21 protein-coding genes are annotated in these 18,643 nt (G+C 74.1%); 10 read left to right on the top strand and 11 right to left on the bottom strand.

The genetic code is table 11. The features are described 5' to 3' along the window. The first annotated feature begins 6 nt into the window (after positions 1-6). The gene (locus tag Q6347_RS00890) at positions 7-1,737 is read left to right on the top strand and encodes an acyl-CoA dehydrogenase family protein (protein WP_304606390.1); all 1,731 of its coding nucleotides are present in this window, start codon (positions 7-9) and stop codon (positions 1,735-1,737) included. A gap of 45 nt (positions 1,738-1,782) precedes the next feature. On the opposite strand, the gene Q6347_RS00885 is transcribed toward Q6347_RS00890, so the two are convergent. Then, positions 1,783-3,183, bottom strand: a complete 1,401-nt coding sequence (locus Q6347_RS00885; RefSeq protein WP_304606389.1) for a polysaccharide deacetylase family protein — start codon at positions 3,181-3,183, stop codon at positions 1,783-1,785. Positions 3,184-3,354: 171 nt separating this feature from the next. Between Q6347_RS00885 and Q6347_RS00880 the strand changes: the two genes are divergently transcribed. Continuing rightward, positions 3,355-4,479 (top strand): DUF4190 domain-containing protein, encoded by a 1,125-nt coding sequence (locus Q6347_RS00880; RefSeq protein WP_304606388.1) that lies wholly within the window; start codon positions 3,355-3,357, stop codon positions 4,477-4,479. Then, positions 4,476-5,090, top strand: coding sequence for a cation transporter (locus tag Q6347_RS00875; protein WP_304606387.1), 615 nt, complete (start codon positions 4,476-4,478; stop codon positions 5,088-5,090). The genes Q6347_RS00880 and Q6347_RS00875 overlap by 4 nt, the downstream gene beginning before the upstream one ends. Before the next feature lie 33 nt (positions 5,091-5,123). Here the strand turns inward: Q6347_RS00875 and Q6347_RS00870 are convergent, their stop codons facing one another. Further along, positions 5,124-5,330, bottom strand: a complete 207-nt coding sequence (locus tag Q6347_RS00870; RefSeq protein ID WP_171246600.1) for a heavy-metal-associated domain-containing protein — start codon at positions 5,328-5,330, stop codon at positions 5,124-5,126. Positions 5,331-5,492: 162 nt separating this feature from the next. Between Q6347_RS00870 and Q6347_RS00865 the strand changes: the two genes are divergently transcribed. Next, positions 5,493-6,188, top strand: a complete 696-nt coding sequence (locus Q6347_RS00865; protein ID WP_304606386.1) for a GPR1/FUN34/YaaH family transporter — start codon at positions 5,493-5,495, stop codon at positions 6,186-6,188. Positions 6,189-6,203: 15 nt separating this feature from the next. Here the strand turns inward: Q6347_RS00865 and Q6347_RS00860 are convergent, their stop codons facing one another. The 4 genes from Q6347_RS00860 to Q6347_RS00845 all read right to left on the bottom strand — a co-directional run bounded on the left by Q6347_RS00860 (position 6,204) and on the right by Q6347_RS00845 (position 9,276). Then, positions 6,204-6,908, bottom strand: coding sequence for a phosphatase PAP2 family protein (locus Q6347_RS00860; RefSeq protein ID WP_304606384.1), 705 nt, complete (start codon positions 6,906-6,908; stop codon positions 6,204-6,206). Continuing rightward, on the bottom strand, positions 6,905-7,585 hold the full coding sequence (locus Q6347_RS00855) for a phosphatase PAP2 family protein (RefSeq protein ID WP_304606382.1): 681 nt from the start codon (positions 7,583-7,585) through the stop codon (positions 6,905-6,907). The genes Q6347_RS00860 and Q6347_RS00855 overlap by 4 nt, the downstream gene beginning before the upstream one ends. A gap of 78 nt (positions 7,586-7,663) precedes the next feature. Next, complete coding sequence (locus Q6347_RS00850) at positions 7,664-8,014, bottom strand: helix-turn-helix transcriptional regulator (protein ID WP_304606381.1); 351 nt, start codon at positions 8,012-8,014, stop codon at positions 7,664-7,666. Then, positions 8,011-9,276, bottom strand: a complete 1,266-nt coding sequence (locus Q6347_RS00845) for an MFS transporter (protein ID WP_304604833.1) — start codon at positions 9,274-9,276, stop codon at positions 8,011-8,013. Before Q6347_RS00845 ends, Q6347_RS00850 begins: the two co-directional genes overlap by 4 nt. 137 nt (positions 9,277-9,413) lie before the next feature. Between Q6347_RS00845 and Q6347_RS00840 the strand changes: the two genes are divergently transcribed. After that, the gene (locus tag Q6347_RS00840; RefSeq protein WP_304606380.1) at positions 9,414-10,283 is read left to right on the top strand and encodes a PASTA domain-containing protein; all 870 of its coding nucleotides are present in this window, start codon (positions 9,414-9,416) and stop codon (positions 10,281-10,283) included. After that, the gene (locus Q6347_RS00835; protein ID WP_304606379.1) at positions 10,280-10,900 is read left to right on the top strand and encodes a hypothetical protein; all 621 of its coding nucleotides are present in this window, start codon (positions 10,280-10,282) and stop codon (positions 10,898-10,900) included. Before Q6347_RS00840 ends, Q6347_RS00835 begins: the two co-directional genes overlap by 4 nt. A gap of 131 nt (positions 10,901-11,031) precedes the next feature. Here Q6347_RS00835 and Q6347_RS00830 read toward each other — a convergent pair whose 3' ends face one another. From Q6347_RS00830 to Q6347_RS00820, 3 genes are all read right to left on the bottom strand, one after another. Beyond that, complete coding sequence (locus Q6347_RS00830) at positions 11,032-11,985, bottom strand: sugar phosphate isomerase/epimerase (protein WP_304606378.1); 954 nt, start codon at positions 11,983-11,985, stop codon at positions 11,032-11,034. A gap of 202 nt (positions 11,986-12,187) precedes the next feature. Beyond that, the gene (locus Q6347_RS00825) at positions 12,188-12,571 is read right to left on the bottom strand and encodes a hypothetical protein (RefSeq protein WP_304606377.1); all 384 of its coding nucleotides are present in this window, start codon (positions 12,569-12,571) and stop codon (positions 12,188-12,190) included. 62 nt (positions 12,572-12,633) lie between these two features. Further along, entirely contained in the window at positions 12,634-13,470 is an 837-nt protein-coding gene (locus tag Q6347_RS00820; protein ID WP_369810809.1) for an SDR family oxidoreductase, read from the bottom strand. A gap of 100 nt (positions 13,471-13,570) precedes the next feature. On the opposite strand from Q6347_RS00820, the gene Q6347_RS00815 reads away from it, so the two are divergent. From Q6347_RS00815 to Q6347_RS00805, 3 genes are all read left to right on the top strand, one after another. Further along, complete coding sequence (locus Q6347_RS00815) at positions 13,571-15,025, top strand: MDR family MFS transporter (protein ID WP_304604788.1); 1,455 nt, start codon at positions 13,571-13,573, stop codon at positions 15,023-15,025. A 146-nt stretch (positions 15,026-15,171) separates the two neighbouring features. Beyond that, on the top strand, positions 15,172-15,543 hold the full coding sequence (locus Q6347_RS00810) for an STAS domain-containing protein (RefSeq protein ID WP_304604787.1): 372 nt from the start codon (positions 15,172-15,174) through the stop codon (positions 15,541-15,543). A gap of 59 nt (positions 15,544-15,602) precedes the next feature. Then, positions 15,603-16,049 (top strand): ATP-binding protein, encoded by a 447-nt coding sequence (locus Q6347_RS00805; protein WP_304606376.1) that lies wholly within the window; start codon positions 15,603-15,605, stop codon positions 16,047-16,049. Positions 16,050-16,114: 65 nt separating this feature from the next. On the opposite strand, the gene Q6347_RS00800 is transcribed toward Q6347_RS00805, so the two are convergent. Further along, positions 16,115-16,675, bottom strand: coding sequence for a type 1 glutamine amidotransferase domain-containing protein (locus tag Q6347_RS00800; protein WP_304604786.1), 561 nt, complete (start codon positions 16,673-16,675; stop codon positions 16,115-16,117). Between the two features lie 131 nt (positions 16,676-16,806). Here Q6347_RS00800 and Q6347_RS00795 point away from each other — a divergent pair, with 131 nt between their 5' ends. Continuing rightward, positions 16,807-18,159 (top strand): DUF2252 domain-containing protein, encoded by a 1,353-nt coding sequence (locus tag Q6347_RS00795; RefSeq protein WP_304606375.1) that lies wholly within the window; start codon positions 16,807-16,809, stop codon positions 18,157-18,159. Between the two features lie 4 nt (positions 18,160-18,163). On the opposite strand, the gene Q6347_RS00790 is transcribed toward Q6347_RS00795, so the two are convergent. Then, complete coding sequence (locus tag Q6347_RS00790; protein ID WP_304604784.1) at positions 18,164-18,637, bottom strand: nitroreductase/quinone reductase family protein; 474 nt, start codon at positions 18,635-18,637, stop codon at positions 18,164-18,166. Between the last annotated feature and the right edge of the window lie 6 nt (positions 18,638-18,643).

Here is an 18,643-nt window from a genome sequence, read left to right as displayed (position 1 = left end):
GATCCCATGACCGCGAGTCCGCCCGCCACGACCCCGGACGTCGCGACGCCGGACCCCGCGCAGCGTCAGCCGGCACCCCGCACCACCCACCAGGTCGTGAACCAGCCGCCGGAACGCGTCGACGTCAACGAGTACCTGGACTTCCCGGTGCTGCGCGAGGCGGTGCACGCGTTCGGCGGCGACTGGGGCGAGGAGCGACTGGTCGAGGCCGGGGCGCACGTCGGGACCGCGGCATTCCAGCACGCGGCCGAGCGGGCGAACATCCACGAGCCGGTGCTGCACACCCACGACCGGCGTGGCCGCCGCCTCGACGAGGTCGAGTACGACCCCGCCTACCACGAGGTGCTCGCCGCCGCCGTCGAGCGCGGGGCGCACACGGGCGCCTGGGCGGAGCCGGGGCCCGGGGCGAACGTCGTGCGGGGCGCCGTCTTCTCGCTGTTCTCGCAGGTCGAGCCCGGCCATGCGTGCCCCGTCTCGATGACGCACGCGGCCGTGCCCTCCCTGCGGCACGCGCCGGAGCTCGCCGCCGTCTGGGAACCGCGCCTGCTGTCGTCCGCCTACGACGGCACGCCGGCCGCTCCCGGGGACAAACCCGGCGTGCTCGTCGGCATGGCCATGACGGAGAAGCAGGGCGGGTCGGACGTCCGCGCCAACACCACGGCGGCCGTCCCCGCCGGCCCGGCCGGGACGTACCTGCTCACCGGGCACAAGTGGTTCTGCTCGGCCCCGATGTCGGACGCGTTCCTCGTCCTGGCCCAGGCCGGAGGCGAGGACGCCGGGCCGCCCGGGTCACCGACGTGCTTCCTGGTGCCGCGCGTCCTCGAGGACGGCACCCGCAACGCGTTCCGCATCCAGCGGCTCAAGGACAAGCTCGGCAACCGGTCGAACGCGTCGGCGGAGGTCGAGCTCGACGGCACCGTCGGGTATCTCGTCGGGGAGCCCGGCCGCGGGGTGCGCACCATCATCGAGATGGTGTCGCGCACCCGGCTGGACTGCGTCCACGGGTCGGCGGCCGGCATGCGCCAGGGGGTCGCCGAGGCCTTGTGGCACGCGGACCACCGCAGCGCGTTCGGGGCGCACCTGGTCGACCAGCCCGCCATGACGGCCGTGCTCGCCGACCTCGCGCTGGAGTCCGAGGCCGCGACCCTGACCTCGATGCGCCTGGCGGCGGCGTACGACGCCGAGACGGACGCCGAGCGGGCGTTCCGCCGTCTGGCCACGGCGGTGAGCAAGTTCTGGGTGTGCCAGCGCGGCCCGCACCACGCGTTCGAGGCGATGGAGTGCCTGGGCGGCAACGGGTACACCGAGGCGTTCCCGCTGGCACGCCGGTACCGCGAGCAGCCCGTCATGGCCATCTGGGAGGGGTCGGGCAACGTCATCGCCCTGGACGTGCTGCGGGCGATGGCGCGCGAGCCGGAGTCTGTCGAGGCGTTCCGTGCCGAGCTCGGCACGACGGCGGGGGCGCACCCCACCCTGGACGCGCACGTCGCGCGCACGCAGCGGTTGCTCACCGAGCTCGCCCGGTCCGACGACGGCGCGCAGCAGGCGCAGGCCCGCCGCGTCGTCGAGTCGCTCGCCCTGGCGCTGCAGGCGTCGCTGATGGTGCGGCACGCGCCGTCGGGCAGCGCCGAGGCGTTCGTCGCCGCGCGGCTCGGGGAGGACCGCGGCGCCGGCTACGGGGTGCTGCCGGTCGGCACCGACTGCCGGGCGGTGCTGGCACGGCACCGCCGGCGCTGACCGGCGCGCGTCCCGACGCGTCGTCCGGCCGGGCGGGGCGGGGCGTCAGTCCTCGTCGTCGACGAGCAGGTCGGCCGTGACCAGCACGTAGTCCTCGTCGCGCAGGTCCTTGATGATCTTGCCGACGGCGTCGACCGAGGTCGCGTGGATGTCGTGCAGCAGCACGTTGCTCCCGGGCTCCACCTGCTCGCGGACCCGACGGCGGGTCTCCTTCGCGTCGCGGGTCTGCCAGTCGAGCGTGTCGAGGTTCCAGGTCATGACGTCGAGCCCGCTGCGGGTCGCGAGCGTGCGCACCCGGCCGTCGACGTCACCGTAGGGCGGCCGCAGCAGGAACGGGGTGGACCCGGTCGCCTCGCGGATCGCGTCGGAGGTGCTGCGCAGCTCCTCGCGCACCTCGGCGTCGTCGAGGGTGGTGAGCTGCGGGTGGCTCCACGAGTGGTTGGCGACGAGGTGCCCCGCGTCGGCGACGGCGCGGGCGATCTGCGGGTTCTTGGCGACGTTGTCGCCCACCATGAAGAACGTGGCCGGTGCGTCCTTGCGGTCGAGGATCCGCAGCAGCCGTTCGGTCTGCGCCACGGGACCGTCGTCGAAGGTCAGGGCGACGCACTTGTCCACCCGGCAGTCGACGCCCTCGGCACGCGCCGCCGCACGGCGCTCGGCGGTGATCTGGTCCAGCCGGGTGCGCCACAGGGACGTGCTGGTCTCGAGCAGGGTGTCCCGCAGGCGCACGGCCTCGTCGGGGTCCACGGCGTCGACGCCGGCGTCGAGCATCGCCTCGGCGTCGGAGACCGCCGTGTCGAGGGTGCCGAGGTCGAGGTCGGCGTCCTGCGCGGTGAGGTCCGTCAGCGCGTCACGGCCCTGGACGACGGCGGGCTGCAGCTCGTCGACGGCCCACTGGCGGCGTGCGGCGGCGACGGCGTCGCTCGTCTCCAGGACCTCCGCGGCGGCGTCGTCGAGCGCCTCCGGCGAGGGGTCCGACCCGTCGACGACCTCGACCTCCACCTGTGGCAACGTCTCCGGGAAGAACGGGTTCGGGCGGGTGACCGCCTCGACCGTGCGGGTCTCGACCGGGTAGCTGACCTCGGCGTCCCGCAGCTTCCGCGCCTCCGTGAGGGCGGCGCCCAACGGCTCGCGGACCGCGGGGTCCGCCACCTGGCCCTCGCTGCGCCGGTACACGGGCCGGCCGTCCTCGACGGCGGCGGTGAGGGTCTCGCGGCTGTCCGCGTAGGCGTCCTCGGAGCGTCCGCGGGAGGTGTCGGCGGCGTCGGTGAGACGGGCGACCTCCTCCTCGTACTCGGCGACCTGCGACTCCCAGGCACGGTGCTCGAGCTCACCGGCGACCACGACCGCAGCAGCGAGCAGCACGACGAGCGCGCCGATCCACCACCACCGGGCGCGGCGGCGACGGACCGGCGGCTCGGGCGCGGTCGGCTCGGAGGTGCTCACAGGGTGATCCTCCGGCCAACGGCGCCCCGTGGCCACCCTGGTCGCGATGCTCGCGCGAGGCGCTCGCGGACCGTGCACACGACGGTCACCCGGGTGTCGCCACCGGGCCGGGGCTGTCCGGGGTCGCCGCCCGGGGCATAGCATCGGTGCTGACTTCGACACGGGAGCCGCATGAACGAGCAGCACCGCCCCGACCGGACCGACGCCGAGGGGACGGGACCCGACCCCGACGACGCGACGCAGGTCCTGCCGGCGCACACCGAGGAGCCTCCACCGGCCCCGTCGGCGCAGGACACGCAGGTGTTCGACCGCGATGCCGGGCAGGAGACGCAGCCCCTGGCCGCGGGGGCGGGTCAGGACACGCAGGTGTTCGACCGCGACGCGGGGCAGGAGACGCAGCCCCTGGCCGCGGGGGCGGGTCAGGACACGCAGGTGTTCGACCGCGACGCCGGGCAGGAGACGCAGGTCCTCGGTGGTGGCGCGATGCCGGCCACGCAGCCCCTCGCCGGCCGGCCGCGCCGGGAGTCGGTGCTGCCCGCCGCCGACCGCGGTCGTGACGCCACGCCCTGGGGGACCCGGGTGATGCCGGCCGACCGGTCGTCCGCGACGCCGCCGTCAGCCGCTGCCTTCCCGCGATCGACGCCGGCACCCGCGCAGCGGACCGCCGCGGCGCCCGGACCCGCCGCGGCGCCGCGACCCGCGGCAACGCCGACGCAGCGGCCGGCTCCCCAACAGCGCCCGGCTCCGCAACAGCGCCCGGCGCCGTCTGCCCCCGCACCACCGCGCGAGAGCGGCGCCGGCCCGCGTCGCGGCACCGAGCCGACGGCGGTGGCGTCCCTGATCGCGGGCCTGCTCGGGATCGTGGTGCCGCTCGTCGGGATCCTGGCGATCGTGTTCGGCGGCATCGGCCTCGACCGCACGCGCCGGCGGGGGACGAACGGCCGTGGCATGGCGCGGACCGGGATGACGCTCGGGACGCTGCAGGTGCTGTTCACCACGCTGCTGGTCGTCGGCGGGTTGATGTTCTGGGACGCTTACGGCGAGGACATCGAGGCCGCCCTGGACCAGGCGGACGCGATCGCCGCGGGCGAGGTCAGCGTCCCGGACCTGCTGCTCGGCGGCGTCACCGGCGACTACTCGTTCGAGGACCTGCAGGAGCTCGGGGGCATGCTGGGTGACGCCGACGAGCTCCAGGAGCTGGGCGGCCAGTGCCAGTCGGGCGACGCGGCGGCCTGCGACGACCTGCTCGAGCGGGTGCCGGCCGATCTGCTCCCCGAGGGCGTCGGGAACCCGTGACCGAGATCCCCGTCGCCCGGCTGCGACGGGTCGTCGCCGTCGTCGCCGCGCTGAACTTCGCCTACTTCTTCGTCGAGTTCTTCGTGGCGCTGAGCGCGGGGTCGGTCTCGCTGCTCGCCGACAGCGTCGACTTCCTCGAGGACACGGCGGTCAACCTGCTCATCCTGCTCGCGCTGGGCTGGCCGTTGGCCCGCCGCGCGGCCATGGGCAAGGTCATGGCCGTGATCATCCTGGGTCCGGCGGCCTTCGCCGCCTGGGAGGCGGTGCAGCGGTCCAGCGCCCCCGAGGCGCCCGAGGTGGTCCCGCTCGTCCTCGCGTCCGCGGGGGCGATCGTCGTCAACGGCACGGCGGCATGGCTGCTGGTCGGCGTGCGGCACCACGGCGGGTCGCTCAGCCGGGCGGCGTTCCTGTCGGCCCGCAACGACGTGCTCGTCAACGTCGCCGTGATCGCCATGGGCCTCGTGACGGCGTGGACCGGGTCCGGCTGGCCGGACCTCGTCCTGGGCTGCGTCATCATCGGCCTCGCCGGGCGGGCCGCCTGGGAGGTGTGGGAGGTCAGCGAGGACGAACGCCTCGCGGCCAGGGCGCTCGCCGGGGAGGAGATCGACTGAGTCGTCCTCCGCGGTCGAGCGCCCCGAGGGGAGTCAGCCGACGCGGACCGCGGAGTAGCCGGCCTCGTCGACCGCCGCCAGGACCTTGGACTCCTCGGCGGGACCGGTGACCACGAGCGTGCCGGTCTCGGCGCTCACCTGGATCTCCTCGACCCCGGGAACCTCGCCGACCTCCTCGCGGACCGACATCTCGCAGTGGCCGCAGGTCATGCCGGTGACCTGGTACGTGTTCGTGCTCATCGTCTCTCCTCTCCTGCCACCACCGAGGGGTGGTCGTCACCAGGGAGGCTATACCCCCAGTGGGTATAGATCAACGAGTTCGCACGAGGCCCGCTCCCCGGGGCGGAGGCAGGGGCCCGTCCCGATGTTGTGGGGTCACTGGTCCTCGTGTTGTGTGGAGCGATGAACGACACCGACGACGGGCAGCGCACGCGCAGCGAACAGCTCGAGATCACGCGCATCGTGCTCCGCCCCACGGGCAACCCGCTTCCCCTCGGCTTCATGGCGCTGGCCGTGGCGACGGTCGGGTTCAGCTGTCTGCAGCTGGAGATCCTCAGCACCGCCGAGGAGAGCACCGTGGCCCTCGCCGTCCTCGTGCTCACCGTCCCGCTGCAGCTCCTCGCCGCGATCATCGGCTTCGGGGCGCGCGACCCGATCGCCGGCACGGGGATGGCCGTGGTGTCCGGGGTCTGGGCCATGCTCGCGGTCTCGACGCTGACGTCACCGCCCGGGTCCTCGAGCCCGGCGCTCGGCGTGCTGCTGATCACCGCCGCCCTCGCCATGGTCGTCCCGGCGACGGCGGCGGGCGGCAAGGTCGTCGCGGCCGCCGTCATGATCGGCTCCGGCGTGCGCTTCGCGGTCACGGGCGTCGCCGAGTTCACCGGGTCCGGCGCATGGGAGACGACCGCCGGTGTCCTCGGGCTGGTCCTGGCCGCGATGGCGCTCTACGCCGCGCTCGGGTTCGTCCTGGAGGAGGTCGACCACCCCGTCCGGCTCCCCGTGCTGCGTCGGGGAGCCGGACTCAAGCCGCTGCGCGACGACCTGGAGGAGCAGCTCGAGGGAGTCGCCCGGTCGGCCGGCGTGCGCCAGCAGCTCTGAGAAGTGCGCGGCGGGTCAGCGCGTCCGCGCGGCCCCGGACGTGTCCCGGCGCAGGTACCACCAGGCGACGACCACGCACAACAGGCCGTTGAGCAGGCCGAAGACGACGTCGAGCGGACCGTGCATGCCGCGGTAGATCCGGGAGATGCCGACGATGAACGGGATGGCCACGCACACCACCGTGACCAGTCGGCGCAGCACCGGGTTCGAGATGCGCTGGGCGAGCAGCGCCATGGTCAGCCACAGCGCCGTCGCCGCACCGGTGTGACCGCTGGGGAAGCTCGAGGTCGGCGGGGCCGGGTCGAGGTGCTCGACGTCCGGGCGCTCCCGCCCGACCAGGGCGGAGCTGGTGATGAACAGCAGGGATTGCAGGGAGACCGCGAGCGCCGGCACGAGGGCGAACCACCACTGGCGGGTGCGCCACCACAGGATCCCGACCGTCAGCGCGGTCACGCCGATCACGACCTCGGTCATGCCGAAGCGACCCAGCCACTCCGAGACGGTGTTCATCGTGGACGTCCGCTGATCGGCGAACCACTGCTCGACCGTGTTCCCCTGGGGGAAGTCGTTCAGGGGGCCGACGACGAGGAACCCGACGCCGAGGAGCACGAGCCAGCCGAGGACGGCGGGACCCAGCGCGCGCACCGCCGCGTCCCGGGCGGCCTGTCCCTTGGTCGGCCGACTGGTGTCGAGCTCGTAGCGGTGGACGAAGGCGTTCATCGAATCTCCGCATCTGTGGTGCGGGTGGTGGGTGACCACCCGCGGTACCCGAGGTAGGACGCACCGGAGATGGTGACGCCCAGGAGGATGCCGGCGACCACGTCCGAGGGGAAGTGCACCCCGAGGAAGATGCGGTCGGCGGCGGTGATCAGCGCGAACGTGGTGGCGACCAGCGGGACGACGACCCGGCCGACCCGGCCGAGGACCGGCCAGACCAGCAGGGTGATCGTCACCGCGGCGGTCGCTGAGGACGTCGCGTGCCCGGAGGGGAAGCTGAGGCCGGGCGCGTCGAGGATCACCTCGTCGACGACCGGCCGCACCCGTCCGACGGCTTCCTTGGCGAGGTTGGCCAGCCCCCACGAGGCGAGCAACGTCCCGACCGCCCACAGGGCGCGCCCGGGGTAGTCGTGTCGGCGCCACATCCACAGGGCGACCGCGCCGCCGGCCAGCACGACCCAGCCGGGCTGGGTGACCGCCGACCAGACGACGAAGGTGTCCAGGAGCCAGTCGTTGTCCAGCGTGACCGACACGGCGGCGTCGACGACGGCCTGGTCGGCCTCCTGCACCGTGGCGTTCGTGCGGACGAACCAGGCCAGGACGAGCACCGGGACGAATCCGGCGACGGCGAAGGCGCCGGCGCGGGCCAGAGCGCGGGCCCGGGGCGATCGTCGAAGCATCCCGGGAGACTAACCCGCAGGTCCCCGCAGCGCTTGTCGAGCGGGGGACGACCCGTGCGGGTCGGACGGCGCGTCCGTTCAGGGGGAGCGGTGGTGCGGCGGGACCTCGTAGAGCAGGTGCTCCGTGTGGTGCAGCACGTTCGCGACGAGCGCGGCGACGTGCTCGTCGGGCTGGCCGTAGTAGACGGTGGTGCCGTCGCGCCGCGACGTGACCAGCCGGCTGGCACGCAGCCTGGCCAGGTGCTGGGAGACCGCGGGGACGGGGCGGTCGAGCGCCGTGGCGATCGACCCGACCGACATCTCGGTGCCGTCGAGCATGACGAGGATCGCCAGGCGGGTGCGGTCGGCGAGGAGTCGCAGCACCTCGACGGCGCGGTCGAGCTCGGCGTCCGGGGGTGCGCTGCGCTCGGCGGGGGCCACGGGACTCATGATGGCACCGTCCCTCGCGCCGTCGTCCCCGTCGTGGCCGGACGTCCGGGTCGGCGCGGCCACAGCAGGGCGGCCGTCGTCGTCGCGGCCGCCGCGAGGGCCGCGAGCACGAGCGCGGTGCTGCTCAGCCCGAGGCCCACGCCGAGCAGACCGGCGAGGGGGTAGGTGAGCAGCCAGCAGGCGTGCAGCAGGGCGAAGTGCGCCGCGAAGGCCGCCGGGCGGTCGCCGGGAGCGACCGTGCGACGCACGATCCGGCCCACGGGGGTCTCCACCGACGCCCAGCCGAGGCCGACGAGCACCCACAGCGCCGCGACGGCCGTCAGCCCGGCCACCGGCGACGGGGCCGCCAGCGCGAGGGGGACGACGGCGGTGGCCACGGTGAGGGCAACGGCCCCCGTGAGCATCACGAGCCGTTCGGGCCGGCGGCGCAGCAGCCGGGGCAGGGCGAAGGCCGCCGTCATGGAGCCGGCGCCGTTGGCGGCCAGCAGCAGCGCGACGACGTCCTCGCCCTGCCCGAACGCGGAGCGCGCGATCACGACCGTCTGGACGATGACGAACGCCCCGGCCGCGGCCACGGCCATGTTGAGTGCCAGGACCGGCCGCAGCGCCGGGGTGCGGACGAAGAGGCGGATCCCGTGCCGGGCACGCTCGCCGAAGGGCATCTGCGGGCCGTCCCCGCCGGCGTCGGCGCCACGGCGCGGCAGGACCGTCGCTGCGACGAGCAGCGCGGACGCCCCGAAGCCGGCGGCGGTGCCGAAGAAGAGGGTCGAGCTGGGGACGACGAGCAGCAGCCCGGCCGCCAGCACGGGGGACAGGACGGCCTCGAGGTCGTAGGCCAGCCGGGACAGGGACAGCGCCGCGGTGTAGTCCTCCTCGTCGTCGAGCACGTCGGGGATCACGGACTGGAACGTCGGGGTGAACGTGGCCGAGGCCGCCTGCAGCACGAAGACGAGGACGTAGACCTGCCAGACCTCGCCGACGAAGGGCAGGGACACCGCGACGAGCAGCCGCACGACGTCGGAGCCGATCATCACCGACCGCCGGGGCAGCCGGACGACCGCGGCCGCCGCCAGCGGGGCGACGAACACGTAGGCGACCATCTTCACCGCGAGCGCGGTGCCGAGGACCTGCCCGGCCTCGGCCCCGGCGAGGTCGTAGGCGAGCAGCCCGAGGGCGACGGTGGCGAGCCCGGTGCCGGCGAGGGCGACGAGCTGGGCGAGGAAGAGCCGACGGTAGACCGGGTGGGCGAGGACCTGCAGCACCGACCCATTGTCTGCATGATTGCGCAGAGACGCAACAAAGCTCGAGGGTCGACGAGCGGGCCGTATCAGCAGGGGAGACACGGCGCTCCGGACCGGTAGAGGAACGCTCGAGCCGCGGCCAGGACGGAGGTGGCCCCGTGCGATCCGGACCCGTGCGGAACCGCCCGGCGACGCGGACGGTCGTGCCGACGCTGGTGGCGGCCGTCCTCGGCCTGCTGTCCTCGCTCCCCGCCGTCGTCGTGCCCGGGCAGGAGATCGACCTCGACCCGTCGGCCGGGCCACCCGGGACCTCCGTCACGGCGAGCGTCGACGGTTTCGACTGCTCCATCGGCGTCGTCGAGCTGCTGTGGGGAGAGTCCGGGGTGGTCGGGACCGTCGACCTGGACGGTGGCGCCGACGAGACGACGTTCCCGGTCCCCACGGAGGCGGAGCCCGGTGGGCACGAGGTGTTCGCCCGGTGCGCCAGGTCCGACGACGTCGCGGCCGAGACCACGTTCGAGGTCGAGCCGGTCGCCGACCTGGTCACGGTCCCGGACCTGGTGGGCCGCCCGCTCGACGAGGCCGAGACGCTGCTGGCCGAGCGGGGCCTCGTGCTCGGCGAGGTGTCGGGCGAGGGCGACGCCGTCGCCGACCAGGACCCCGGCCCCGGCACCGGCGTCGACGTCGAGAGCGAGGTGGCCGTCACCCTCGCCGCCGTCGTCCCGCCCCCGGGGAACACCGGGACGGACGACCCGGCGGAACGGTTCCCGCTGCTGTGGATCGTCCTGGTCGCGCTGCTCGTCGCCGGGGCCGCAGCCGGTGCCCCCCGGCTGCGCCGGGCCCGTCGCCGGCAGGACCGGCGGTGGGTGAGCGAGCACGTCCGGGTCCGGCCCGCCCCGACCCCACCGCCCACCGTGACGCTCGCCGCGGACCCGACGGACCCCGCGGGACCCGGCGCGACCCTCGTGATCCGGCTCGTCGCCTCCGCGGACGACGTGGACCAGCACCTGGAGGTGATCGGACGATGACCACGACGACCGCCGCGCCGGCGATGACGGCGCGCGTCTTCCTCCTCGACGACGGCTCGGGCCGGGACACCGCGCAGGTGCTCGGCGAGGCCGTCCGGCGGCACGGGATCGGCGGCACGGCGCTCCAGGGCGTGCGGCGGGCCACCACGGCGACGCGGGAGGCCGTCGGGTCCGAGCTCGCCGCCGTGGCGGACGGACTGCTCGACCTCGACCTCGGCGACGTCCTGCTGCGCTCGTGGCGGTCCGTCGCCGACCTCACGGCGGCCGGCCGGCGGACCGCCCTCGCCCCCGGGGAGGAGATCGTCGCGCTGGCCACGCACCGGATCACCGCGACGCACCACCCGCGGGTCGACCTGTCCGTCGACGGCGTCCCCCTGCACCGGTTCACCTTCGAGATCTCGCTCGTCGCCGTCCTCACGGGGGTCGCGGCCGTCGTCGCGGGCGGCTCCCTGGTGGCGGTCCGGGGCGGGTCGGCCGACGTCACGGGCACCCTCTCCCTGGACGGGGTGCGGCTCGTGGAGAGGTCCCGCACCCTCGACGTCGAGGCGCTGGTGCGGCTGCGCCGGCCGATCCCGCTGACGTCGGGGCGGTCGGCGGTCTTCCGCGGGGAGTCCTGACCCGGGTCGCGCCATGGACGAGCGCCGCGCGATCAAGGCGCTGCTGCGTCCCTGAGACGTCCGGACCCGTGACGACGGCGCGCGGCCCGGTTCCGGGCCACGCGCCGTCGTCACGGTCGAGGCGGGACCCGTCAGAAGTCGAGGCAGGTCAGGTACTCGAAGCTCTCCCGCGCGAAGCTCGCGTCGGTCGGGGCGCCGTCCATCTCGATGACGTAGTACTTGACCTTGCCCTGGGCCGCGTCGAGGATCGACGGCCAGTCGATGTCACCCTCGCCGACGACGGTCTGGGTGCCGAACGCCGGGGTCGGGCCGGACAGGTCGCCGTCCTTGATGTGCAGCAGGTCGATGCGGTCGCCGTACTCCTCGAGCAGCTCGACGACGTCGGCGCCGCCGTCGGTCGCCCAGTAGACGTCGACCTGGAACGCGACGTACCGCGGGTCGGTGTTCCGGACCACGGCCTCCCACCAGCTCATCGTCTCGCCCGAGGCGGGGTCGGTGACCTCGAGGACGAACTCGTTCCAGTGGTTGTGGCCGAAGTGCTTGCCGGTGCCCGCCTTCACGGACAGCTCGCCGGCGGCGTTCATCGCCTCGGCGGTCTCCATGGCGCTCTCCCACGACGTCGAGCCGCCGAAGAACGGGACGCCGGGACCGGACCAGCCGCCCGACCCGGTGTACTTCTGGCCGAGGGTCTTGGCGAAGTCGAGGGTCTCGTCGAACGCCTCCGGGTCGGTGCCGCCGTGGGAGCCGGGCGCCTTGAGCTGGTGCTCCTTGAGCAGCGCGCGGAACTCCTCGGCCGTGCGGCCCTCGTAGCTCCCGCCGAACGGCTCGACGTTCTTGTAGCCGATGTCGGCCAGCTCGCCGAGGACGGCGTCGACCCCGACCTCCTGCTGCCAGGCGCTGTAGCTGTAGAGCTGGAACGAGATCTTGCTCGCCGGTACCGAGCGGCCCGAGCACTGGGCCGAGCTGCCCGCGGTCCGGTCGCCCTGGTGGGCGTCGGCGGCGGCGGGAGCGGCTGCGGCCACCGGGAGGGCCAGCCCTGCGGCCGCGACGGCCGTGGCGGCCCGGGTGAGGAGAGTACGTCGCATCGTCGGGATTCCTCTCGGAAGGAGATCGTGCCCACCATCGGGCACATGGATCGGGGGCGGGTACCGGCGGGTGACCGGCGATATCCGCCCCGTACTTATGCAAGATATCAGCGAAAGCGAAGAGCGCAATACCTCTCTTCAGTCGGAGTGCGACCAAAAGTAGGCGACCGAGCCGACGACGGTGTCGGGGCCGCGGACCGGGTCAGTGCGGGGAGAAACCGCCCCAGGGGTTGCCGAACTTCCGTTCCCACGGCGGGCGGCTGCTGACCTCCCCGGGAGGTTCGCAGGTCCCGGCCGTCAGGTCGGACCAGATGGTGGGCGAGCCGGTCTCGTCGTCCCGCGTCAGGAGCAGGGTGATCTCGTCGCCCCCGGTGGCCCACGGGCCGCTGGTGGAGAGCCGGACGACGACGTCGTCCGGTCCCGCCGACCCGAGACCGGACCGGGGGGCGACGATCTCGAGGTCGAGGACCTCGGGCGGGTCGTCGTCCGGCGCGGCCCACGCGGGGGCCGCGCCGGCGGTGGCCACGAGCAGGGTCGCGAGCGTCGCGAGGCGGCGCAGGGTGCCGTCGTGGGTCGTGGTGCGCATGGCTCCTCCCCGGTCCCCGGCGACGTCCGCCACCGCCGGGCCCCGTCCCGGGGCGACGACGGTCAGCGCTGGAGGCTGAACCCGCCGTCGCTGGTGAGCACCTGCCCCACCATCCACGACCCGGCCGGGCTCACGAGCCAGCCGATGAGCCGTGCCGGGTCGGCGGGTTCGCCCCAGGGGCCGAACGGCGTCGCCGCGCGCAGCGCCTCGAGCTCGGCGAGCGGCCGGTCGGTGGTGCCGGGGTCGAGGTAGCCCGTGTTGACGGGACCGGGGTTGACGGTGTTGAGGACGATGCCGAGGTCGAGCAGCTCGGCGGCGACGGTGGGTGTGATGCCGGCCAGGGCGGCCTTGGAGGTGGCGTAGGCGACCTCGCCCGGCATCGGTCCCTGCTCCTGGCCGGACGTCATCCACACGACCTTGGGCGCGCCGGCCGGGTCGGCGGGTGCGGTCCGCCGCAGCGTCTCCCCGGGGCGCAGGGCGGGCGCGTCCTCGCGGCGCTGCCGGGCGAACAGGCGGGTGAGCAGCAGCGTGGAGCGGGTGTTCGTCTGCCAGTGGGCGTCGAGCGCCTCCGGCGTCATGTCCAGGATCGAGCCGTCCCCGCCGCTGCGCGCGTGGTTGCACACCAGGACGTCGACGCGGCCGGTCAGCGCCCGCGCGGCGTCGAACAGCGACTCGACCTGCGCAGGGTCCCGGAGGTCCGCGGACGCCGACCCGGAGCGCGCGCCGTCGTGCAGCGCCGCCCGGACGGCGCCGTCGACGGCGGCGAGGTCGTCCGCGCCCCACGGCTGGTCGGCGTCGTGCGGGGCGTAGTGCTGGGTGAACACGTGCGCGCCGAGGCCGGCGAGCTCGCGGGCGACGGCGACACCGATGCCCTGCCGGCGTGGGACCCCGGTGACCAGGGCGGTGCGACCCGACAGGGGCGGTGCGGACGATATGGCAGCACGCTACGTCCCGCGGGCGGACCGGCCACCCGGAATACCCGACGCTTGCCCGGGGCTTGTGCTTGACGTGCCCCCGACGTCGACGTCCGTGGGCCTGCGCTCCGAGCGCGGGCCGGTCCTGCTGTCCCTCATGCTGTCCACGGCCCTGGTCGCCCTGGACGCGACGATCATCGCCACGGCGTCGGCCACCATCGCCGACGAGCTCGGGGCGTTCGAGCAGGTGCCGTGGCTCTTCTCGTCCTACCTCCTCGCCCAGGCCGTCAGCACGCCGCTGGCCGGACGGCTCTCGGACATCGTCGGCCGCAAGCGGCTCATCCTGGCCGGGGTCGGGTTCTTCTTCCTCGGGTCCGTGCTGTGCGGGGCCGCCTGGTCGATGGGCGCCATGGTGGCCGGCCGCGTCCTGCAGGGTCTCGGCGCCGGGGCCGTCATGCCCGTGTCCCAGACCATCGCGGCCGACATCTACACCCTGGAGGAGCGGGCCCGGGTGCAGGGGTACCTGGCCTCGGTGTGGGCGATCTCCTCCGTCGTCGGTCCGACCCTCGGCGGCGTCTTCACGGAGTTCGTGTCCTGGCGCTGGATCTTCCTGGTCAACATCCCGCTGTGCGCCCTGGCCGCCTGGATGCTGGTGCGGCGTTACCACGAGTCCCCGCTCGACGGTGACCGGGAGCCGATCGACCACCGTGGTGCCGTGCTGCTGGCCGGCGGCAGCGCCCTGCTCCTGCTCGGTCTGCTCGAGGGCGGGTCCAGCTGGGCCTGGGTCTCGGTCCCGTCGGTCACCGTGCTGGCGCTCGCCGTCGCGCTGCTCCTCGTCTTCGTCGGGCACGTCCGCCGGGTGGCGCACCCGATCCTGGACCTGGGTCTGCTGCGTCGGCGGGTGATCGGGGTGGCCACGGCGATCTCGCTGGTCGTCGGCATGGTCGTCCTCGGCCTGGCCACCTACGTGCCGATCTACGCCCAGGGGGTGCTCGGTCTCGGGCCCCTCATGGCGGGGTTCGCGTTGGCGGCCATGATGGTGGGGTGGCCGCTGTCGGCGTCCAACGCCGGCCGGTTCTACCTGCGTCTCGGGTTCCGGCTCACGGCGATCATCGGCTCGACGCTGGTCGTCGCCGGCACGGCGTCGAGCCTGCTGCTCGGCGAGTCGTCCCCGCTCGTCGCCGTGATGGGCACCACGTTCCTCGTCGGCATCGGGATGGGGCTGACAGCGGTGCCGACCCTGATCGCCGCCCAGTCGTCCGTGGACCACACGATCCGGGGCGCCGTCACCGGGATCAACATCTTCGCCCGCTCCCTCGGCTCGGCCGTCGGCGTCGCCGTCTGCGGGGCGATCGTCAACGCCCGGGCGACGACGGGTCCGGACGGCATGCCGTCGGGACCGGATCTCATGGCGGCGATCCACCTCGTGTTCGTCGTCGTGGCGGTGTGCGGCGGGGTGATCGCCCTGCTGGCGTTCTTCCTGCCGGCCGACCGGCAGGCGGCACGGGACCGCCGGGCCGCCGTGCGCGCGGTGGACTGACCGGCGGCGACGGGCCGACGACGCTCGCCCTGAGAAAGGACGAGTTCCGTGCAAGACTTCCCGACACCGGCACGGGTGTTGACCGCACGTGGCGTCCTGCGCGGCCGGGCCGGGGACGTCGTCAGAAGGAAGAAGGGACAGCACGCATGGGGGCACGACAGGCGTCCGGCGGCGTCCGCGTGGCGCGGCAGGGGTCGCTCTGGGTGATGTGGGGCGACATCGACTTCAGCGTCACGCACAGCGTGCGGGACCAGCTCGCCGCCACGCTCGACGGCCGCGCCAAGACGGTCGACCTGTCCCGGGTGACGTTCATGGACTCCTCGGGCCTGCACCTGATCCTCATGGACGTGACGATGGAGACCCGCCCGCGGCTCGTCGGGACCCCCGAGGCCGTGATCGACCTGCTGGAGATGAGCGGGGCCCTGGAGCTGGTCGAGCTGATCGACGAGATCCCGCCGGCCGAGGTCCCGGAACGTGCGCCCCGTACGCGGTTCGAACCACCACCCATCGTCGGGTAGCCGACGATGCCGTCGATCCTGACGGTTTGCCATGCCCGAGCACGTGAGGAGCGACCGCCGTGACCGTTCGACAGGACGACGAACTACCCAACACCGCACCGCCGGAGGACTTCGCCGAGATCGCCCGGTGGATCCTGACCGAGGTCGACGAGGTCGCCGCCATGCGCGCCGGCCTGCAGGAGCGGCTGGGAGAGGGAGGCCCGGAGACCGCGGAGTCGACCGCCGAGAAACTCGTGCTCATCGCGTCCGAGCTGGCGACCAACGCCGTCCGCCACGGTCTGCCGCCCACGGTGGTGCGGCTGCTGGGTGACGGGCAGGTCTGGCTGCTGGACGTCGCCGACCACGACCTGTCCACGCCGCCACGGCTCGCCGGGGACCGCGACCCCGGTCACGGCGGCCTCGGGCTGATGATCGCCCGCCGCCTCTCGCTGGCCGTGGGCTGGTACACGACCGACCAGTCGAAGCACGTGTGGGCCACCGTCGGGAGGTCGAGCCCGGAGGCCTGAGGCCGCGCACGGCAGCGCCGTCCGGGTCCCGCGCTACGGGGCCCGGACGGCGGCGTGCCGGGGCGTCAGGATCCGGTCAGGACCTCGTCGACGGCCTCGAGGAAGTCGTCCAGGTCGTCCGGGGTCCGGGACGTGATGAGCGTCCACCCCTCGCCCGGGTCCACGACCACGGGCGCGTCCTTCCAGGCGGCACCGGCGTTGCTCAGGTCCGTCTGGAGCGACGGGTAGGAGGTGACGGTCTTGCCCGTCGTCACCCCCGCCTCCACGAGGACCCAGGGGCCGTGGCAGATGGCGGCGACGGGGCGTCCGGAGCGGGTGAAGGACCGGACGATCTCGACCGCCGACGGCTGCAGCCGCAGGGTGTCGGCGTTCAGGGTGCCGCCCGGCACGAGCAGCAGGTCGAACCCGGCCGGGTCGACGTCGTCGAGCGTGACGTCCGGGGTGACCGTGCGGCCGGGATCCTTGTCGCCCACGAGCGTCGCGACGTCGTCGGAGGTCGCGGCCGCGACCGTCACGACGGCCCCGCGCTCGCGCAGGTGCTCCAGCGGGACGACGAGCTCGTCCTGCTCGACTCCGTAGTTCGTCACGATCGCCAGGACGGTGAGGTCGGTGAGATCGGTCGCCATGGTTCGCTCCTCTCGTCGTTCGGGAGCCCCACGGTATGGGCCCGCGGCGGATCCTGCCGGTCGGGCTGCCCGCGCCGCGCGGCGGCGCCGTCCTTACGATGGATCCGACACCCGGTCGGAGGTCGACGACGATGGCGACGAGGACGGCGGAAGCAGAGGCACGGGCGGAGGCGGGCAGGGGTGCGCGCCAGGACGTGCCGCGGTCGGCGCACGGCCGCTGGGCCCCGCCGGCGGACCGGACGGACCCGGTCGAGGTGCTGGCGGCGCAGGACGCCGACCGTCTGCCGTGGCTGGTGCCGGTCAGGAGGGCCCGCATGGCGGAGTCGGCCTTCGCCTTCTTCCGCGGCTCCGCGGCGGTCATGGCGATGGATCTGGCCCCGACGCCGACGATCGGCGTGCCCGTACAGCTCTGCGGCGACGCGCACCTGGCCAACTTCGGTACCTTCGCCTCGGCGGAGCGGCGCCAGGTGTTCGACCTCAACGACTTCGACGAGACCCTGCCCGGTCCCTGGGAGTGGGACGTCAAGCGGCTGGCGGCGAGCGTCGTCGTGGCCGCCCGGGACAACGGGTGGTCCGACGCCGTCGGCGGCCGGGCGGCGCGGGGTGCGGTCCGGACGTACGCCCGGGCGATGTCCCGGTTCGCTGATCTGCCCGCGCTGCGGATCTGGTACGAGCAGGTGTCCCTCGCCGACGTGCGCCGCGCACTGCCCTCGAAGGCTGACCGCAAGGTGTTCGACAAGGGGATGGCCAAGGCCCGGGGGAGGGACTCGGTCAGGGCGCTGGGCAAGCTCGCCGAGACCGTCGACGGACGGCTCCGGATCCGCAGCCAGCCGCCGCTGCTGGTGCCCCTGCGCGACCTGACGGAGCACCTGGACGCCGAGGAGATGCACACCCGGGTGGCGGAGACCTTCGCCGGCTACGTCGAGTCGCTGCCGCCCGACCGTCGGTACCTGCTGCAGCGGTTCTCCGTCGTGGACGTGGCGCTCAAGGTCGTCGGTGTGGGCAGCGTCGGGACGCGGTGCTGGGTCGTGCTGCTCACCGGGCGCGACCACGGCGAACCCCTGTTCCTGCAGGTCAAGGAGGCCGCGGACTCGGTGCTGCAGGCCTACGTGCCGACGCGTCCCGACCCGCACGCCGGCCGGCGCGTGGTCGAGGGCCGTCGCCTGGTGCAGGCCAGCCCCGACGTGTTCCTCGGGTGGTCCGACACCTCGGTGGGCCGGCACTACTACTGGCGGCAGTTCCACGACATGAAGGGGTCCGCGGACGTCGCGGCGATGGACCCGGACCGGCTGGGCGCCTATGTCGAGCTGTGCGGGCGGACCCTCGCCCACGCCCACGCCCGCTCCGGCGACGCGGTGACGATCGCCGGCTACCTCGGCTCGGGCAGGACGTTCGCCGATGCCCTGGCCGACTTCGCGGTCGCGTACGCCGAGCAGAACCAGGCCGACCACGACCGGTTCCGCCGGAGCGTCGCCGACGGGTGACGCGTCAGGTCGACGGTGCGTCCCCGTCGCGCCGGGTGAGCTCGATGACGGGGATGTGCCGGTCCGTGGCGCGCTCGTACTTCGCGAACTGGGGCGACGTCGTGGTGATGCGTCCCCACACCTGCGCGCGTTCGTCGCCGTGCAGCTCCCGTGCCCGGACGGGGACGGTCTCGCCGTCCACGACGATCTCGACCTCGTCGGGCCGGGCGGCGAGGTTGAGGTACCAGGCCGGGTTCGTGGCCGCGCCGTTGGCCGACGCGACGACGTACCACCGGTCCGGGCCGCCGTGGAAGTAGGCCAGCGGGGTGGTGCGGGCCGCTCCGCTCCGGCGCCCGACGGTGGTCAGCGCCAGCAGCCGCATCCCCAGCACGGGACCGCCGCGGCGACGGATCCGGCGCAGGGCCAGCCCGTTGAACCACCGCACGACGCGGCCCGGCTTGCGCGCTCCGCGGGTGCCCGTGGAGTGGCTGAAGGTCATCGGTCC

Source organism: Isoptericola sp. b408, from assembly GCF_030588085.1.
Lineage (GTDB): Bacteria > Actinomycetota > Actinomycetes > Actinomycetales > Cellulomonadaceae > Isoptericola > Isoptericola sediminis.
Note: the sequence above shows the minus strand (reverse complement) of the source record. Positions and strands in the feature narration are given on the sequence as shown.

Excerpts from the sequence above, each read along its gene's own strand:
- Q6347_RS00880 (WP_304606388.1), top strand. The coding sequence starts at position 3,355 with ATGAACGAGCAGCACCGCCCCGACCGGACCGACGCCGAGGGGACGGGA.
- Q6347_RS00860 (WP_304606384.1), bottom strand. The coding sequence starts at position 6,908 with ATGAACGCCTTCGTCCACCGCTACGAGCTCGACACCAGTCGGCCGACC.
- Q6347_RS00890 (WP_304606390.1), top strand. The coding sequence starts at position 7 with ATGACCGCGAGTCCGCCCGCCACGACCCCGGACGTCGCGACGCCGGAC.
- Q6347_RS00810 (WP_304604787.1), top strand. The coding sequence starts at position 15,172 with ATGGGGGCACGACAGGCGTCCGGCGGCGTCCGCGTGGCGCGGCAGGGG.
- Q6347_RS00790 (WP_304604784.1), bottom strand. The coding sequence starts at position 18,637 with ATGACCTTCAGCCACTCCACGGGCACCCGCGGAGCGCGCAAGCCGGGC.
- Q6347_RS00865 (WP_304606386.1), top strand. The coding sequence starts at position 5,493 with ATGAACGACACCGACGACGGGCAGCGCACGCGCAGCGAACAGCTCGAG.
- Q6347_RS00870 (WP_171246600.1), bottom strand. The coding sequence starts at position 5,330 with ATGAGCACGAACACGTACCAGGTCACCGGCATGACCTGCGGCCACTGC.
- Q6347_RS00835 (WP_304606379.1), top strand. The coding sequence starts at position 10,280 with ATGACCACGACGACCGCCGCGCCGGCGATGACGGCGCGCGTCTTCCTC.
- Q6347_RS00855 (WP_304606382.1), bottom strand. The coding sequence starts at position 7,585 with ATGCTTCGACGATCGCCCCGGGCCCGCGCTCTGGCCCGCGCCGGCGCC.
- Q6347_RS00800 (WP_304604786.1), bottom strand. The coding sequence starts at position 16,675 with ATGGCGACCGATCTCACCGACCTCACCGTCCTGGCGATCGTGACGAAC.
- Q6347_RS00830 (WP_304606378.1), bottom strand. The coding sequence starts at position 11,985 with ATGCGACGTACTCTCCTCACCCGGGCCGCCACGGCCGTCGCGGCCGCA.
- Q6347_RS00850 (WP_304606381.1), bottom strand. The coding sequence starts at position 8,014 with ATGAGTCCCGTGGCCCCCGCCGAGCGCAGCGCACCCCCGGACGCCGAG.
- Q6347_RS00795 (WP_304606375.1), top strand. The coding sequence starts at position 16,807 with ATGGCGACGAGGACGGCGGAAGCAGAGGCACGGGCGGAGGCGGGCAGG.
- Q6347_RS00825 (WP_304606377.1), bottom strand. The coding sequence starts at position 12,571 with ATGCGCACCACGACCCACGACGGCACCCTGCGCCGCCTCGCGACGCTC.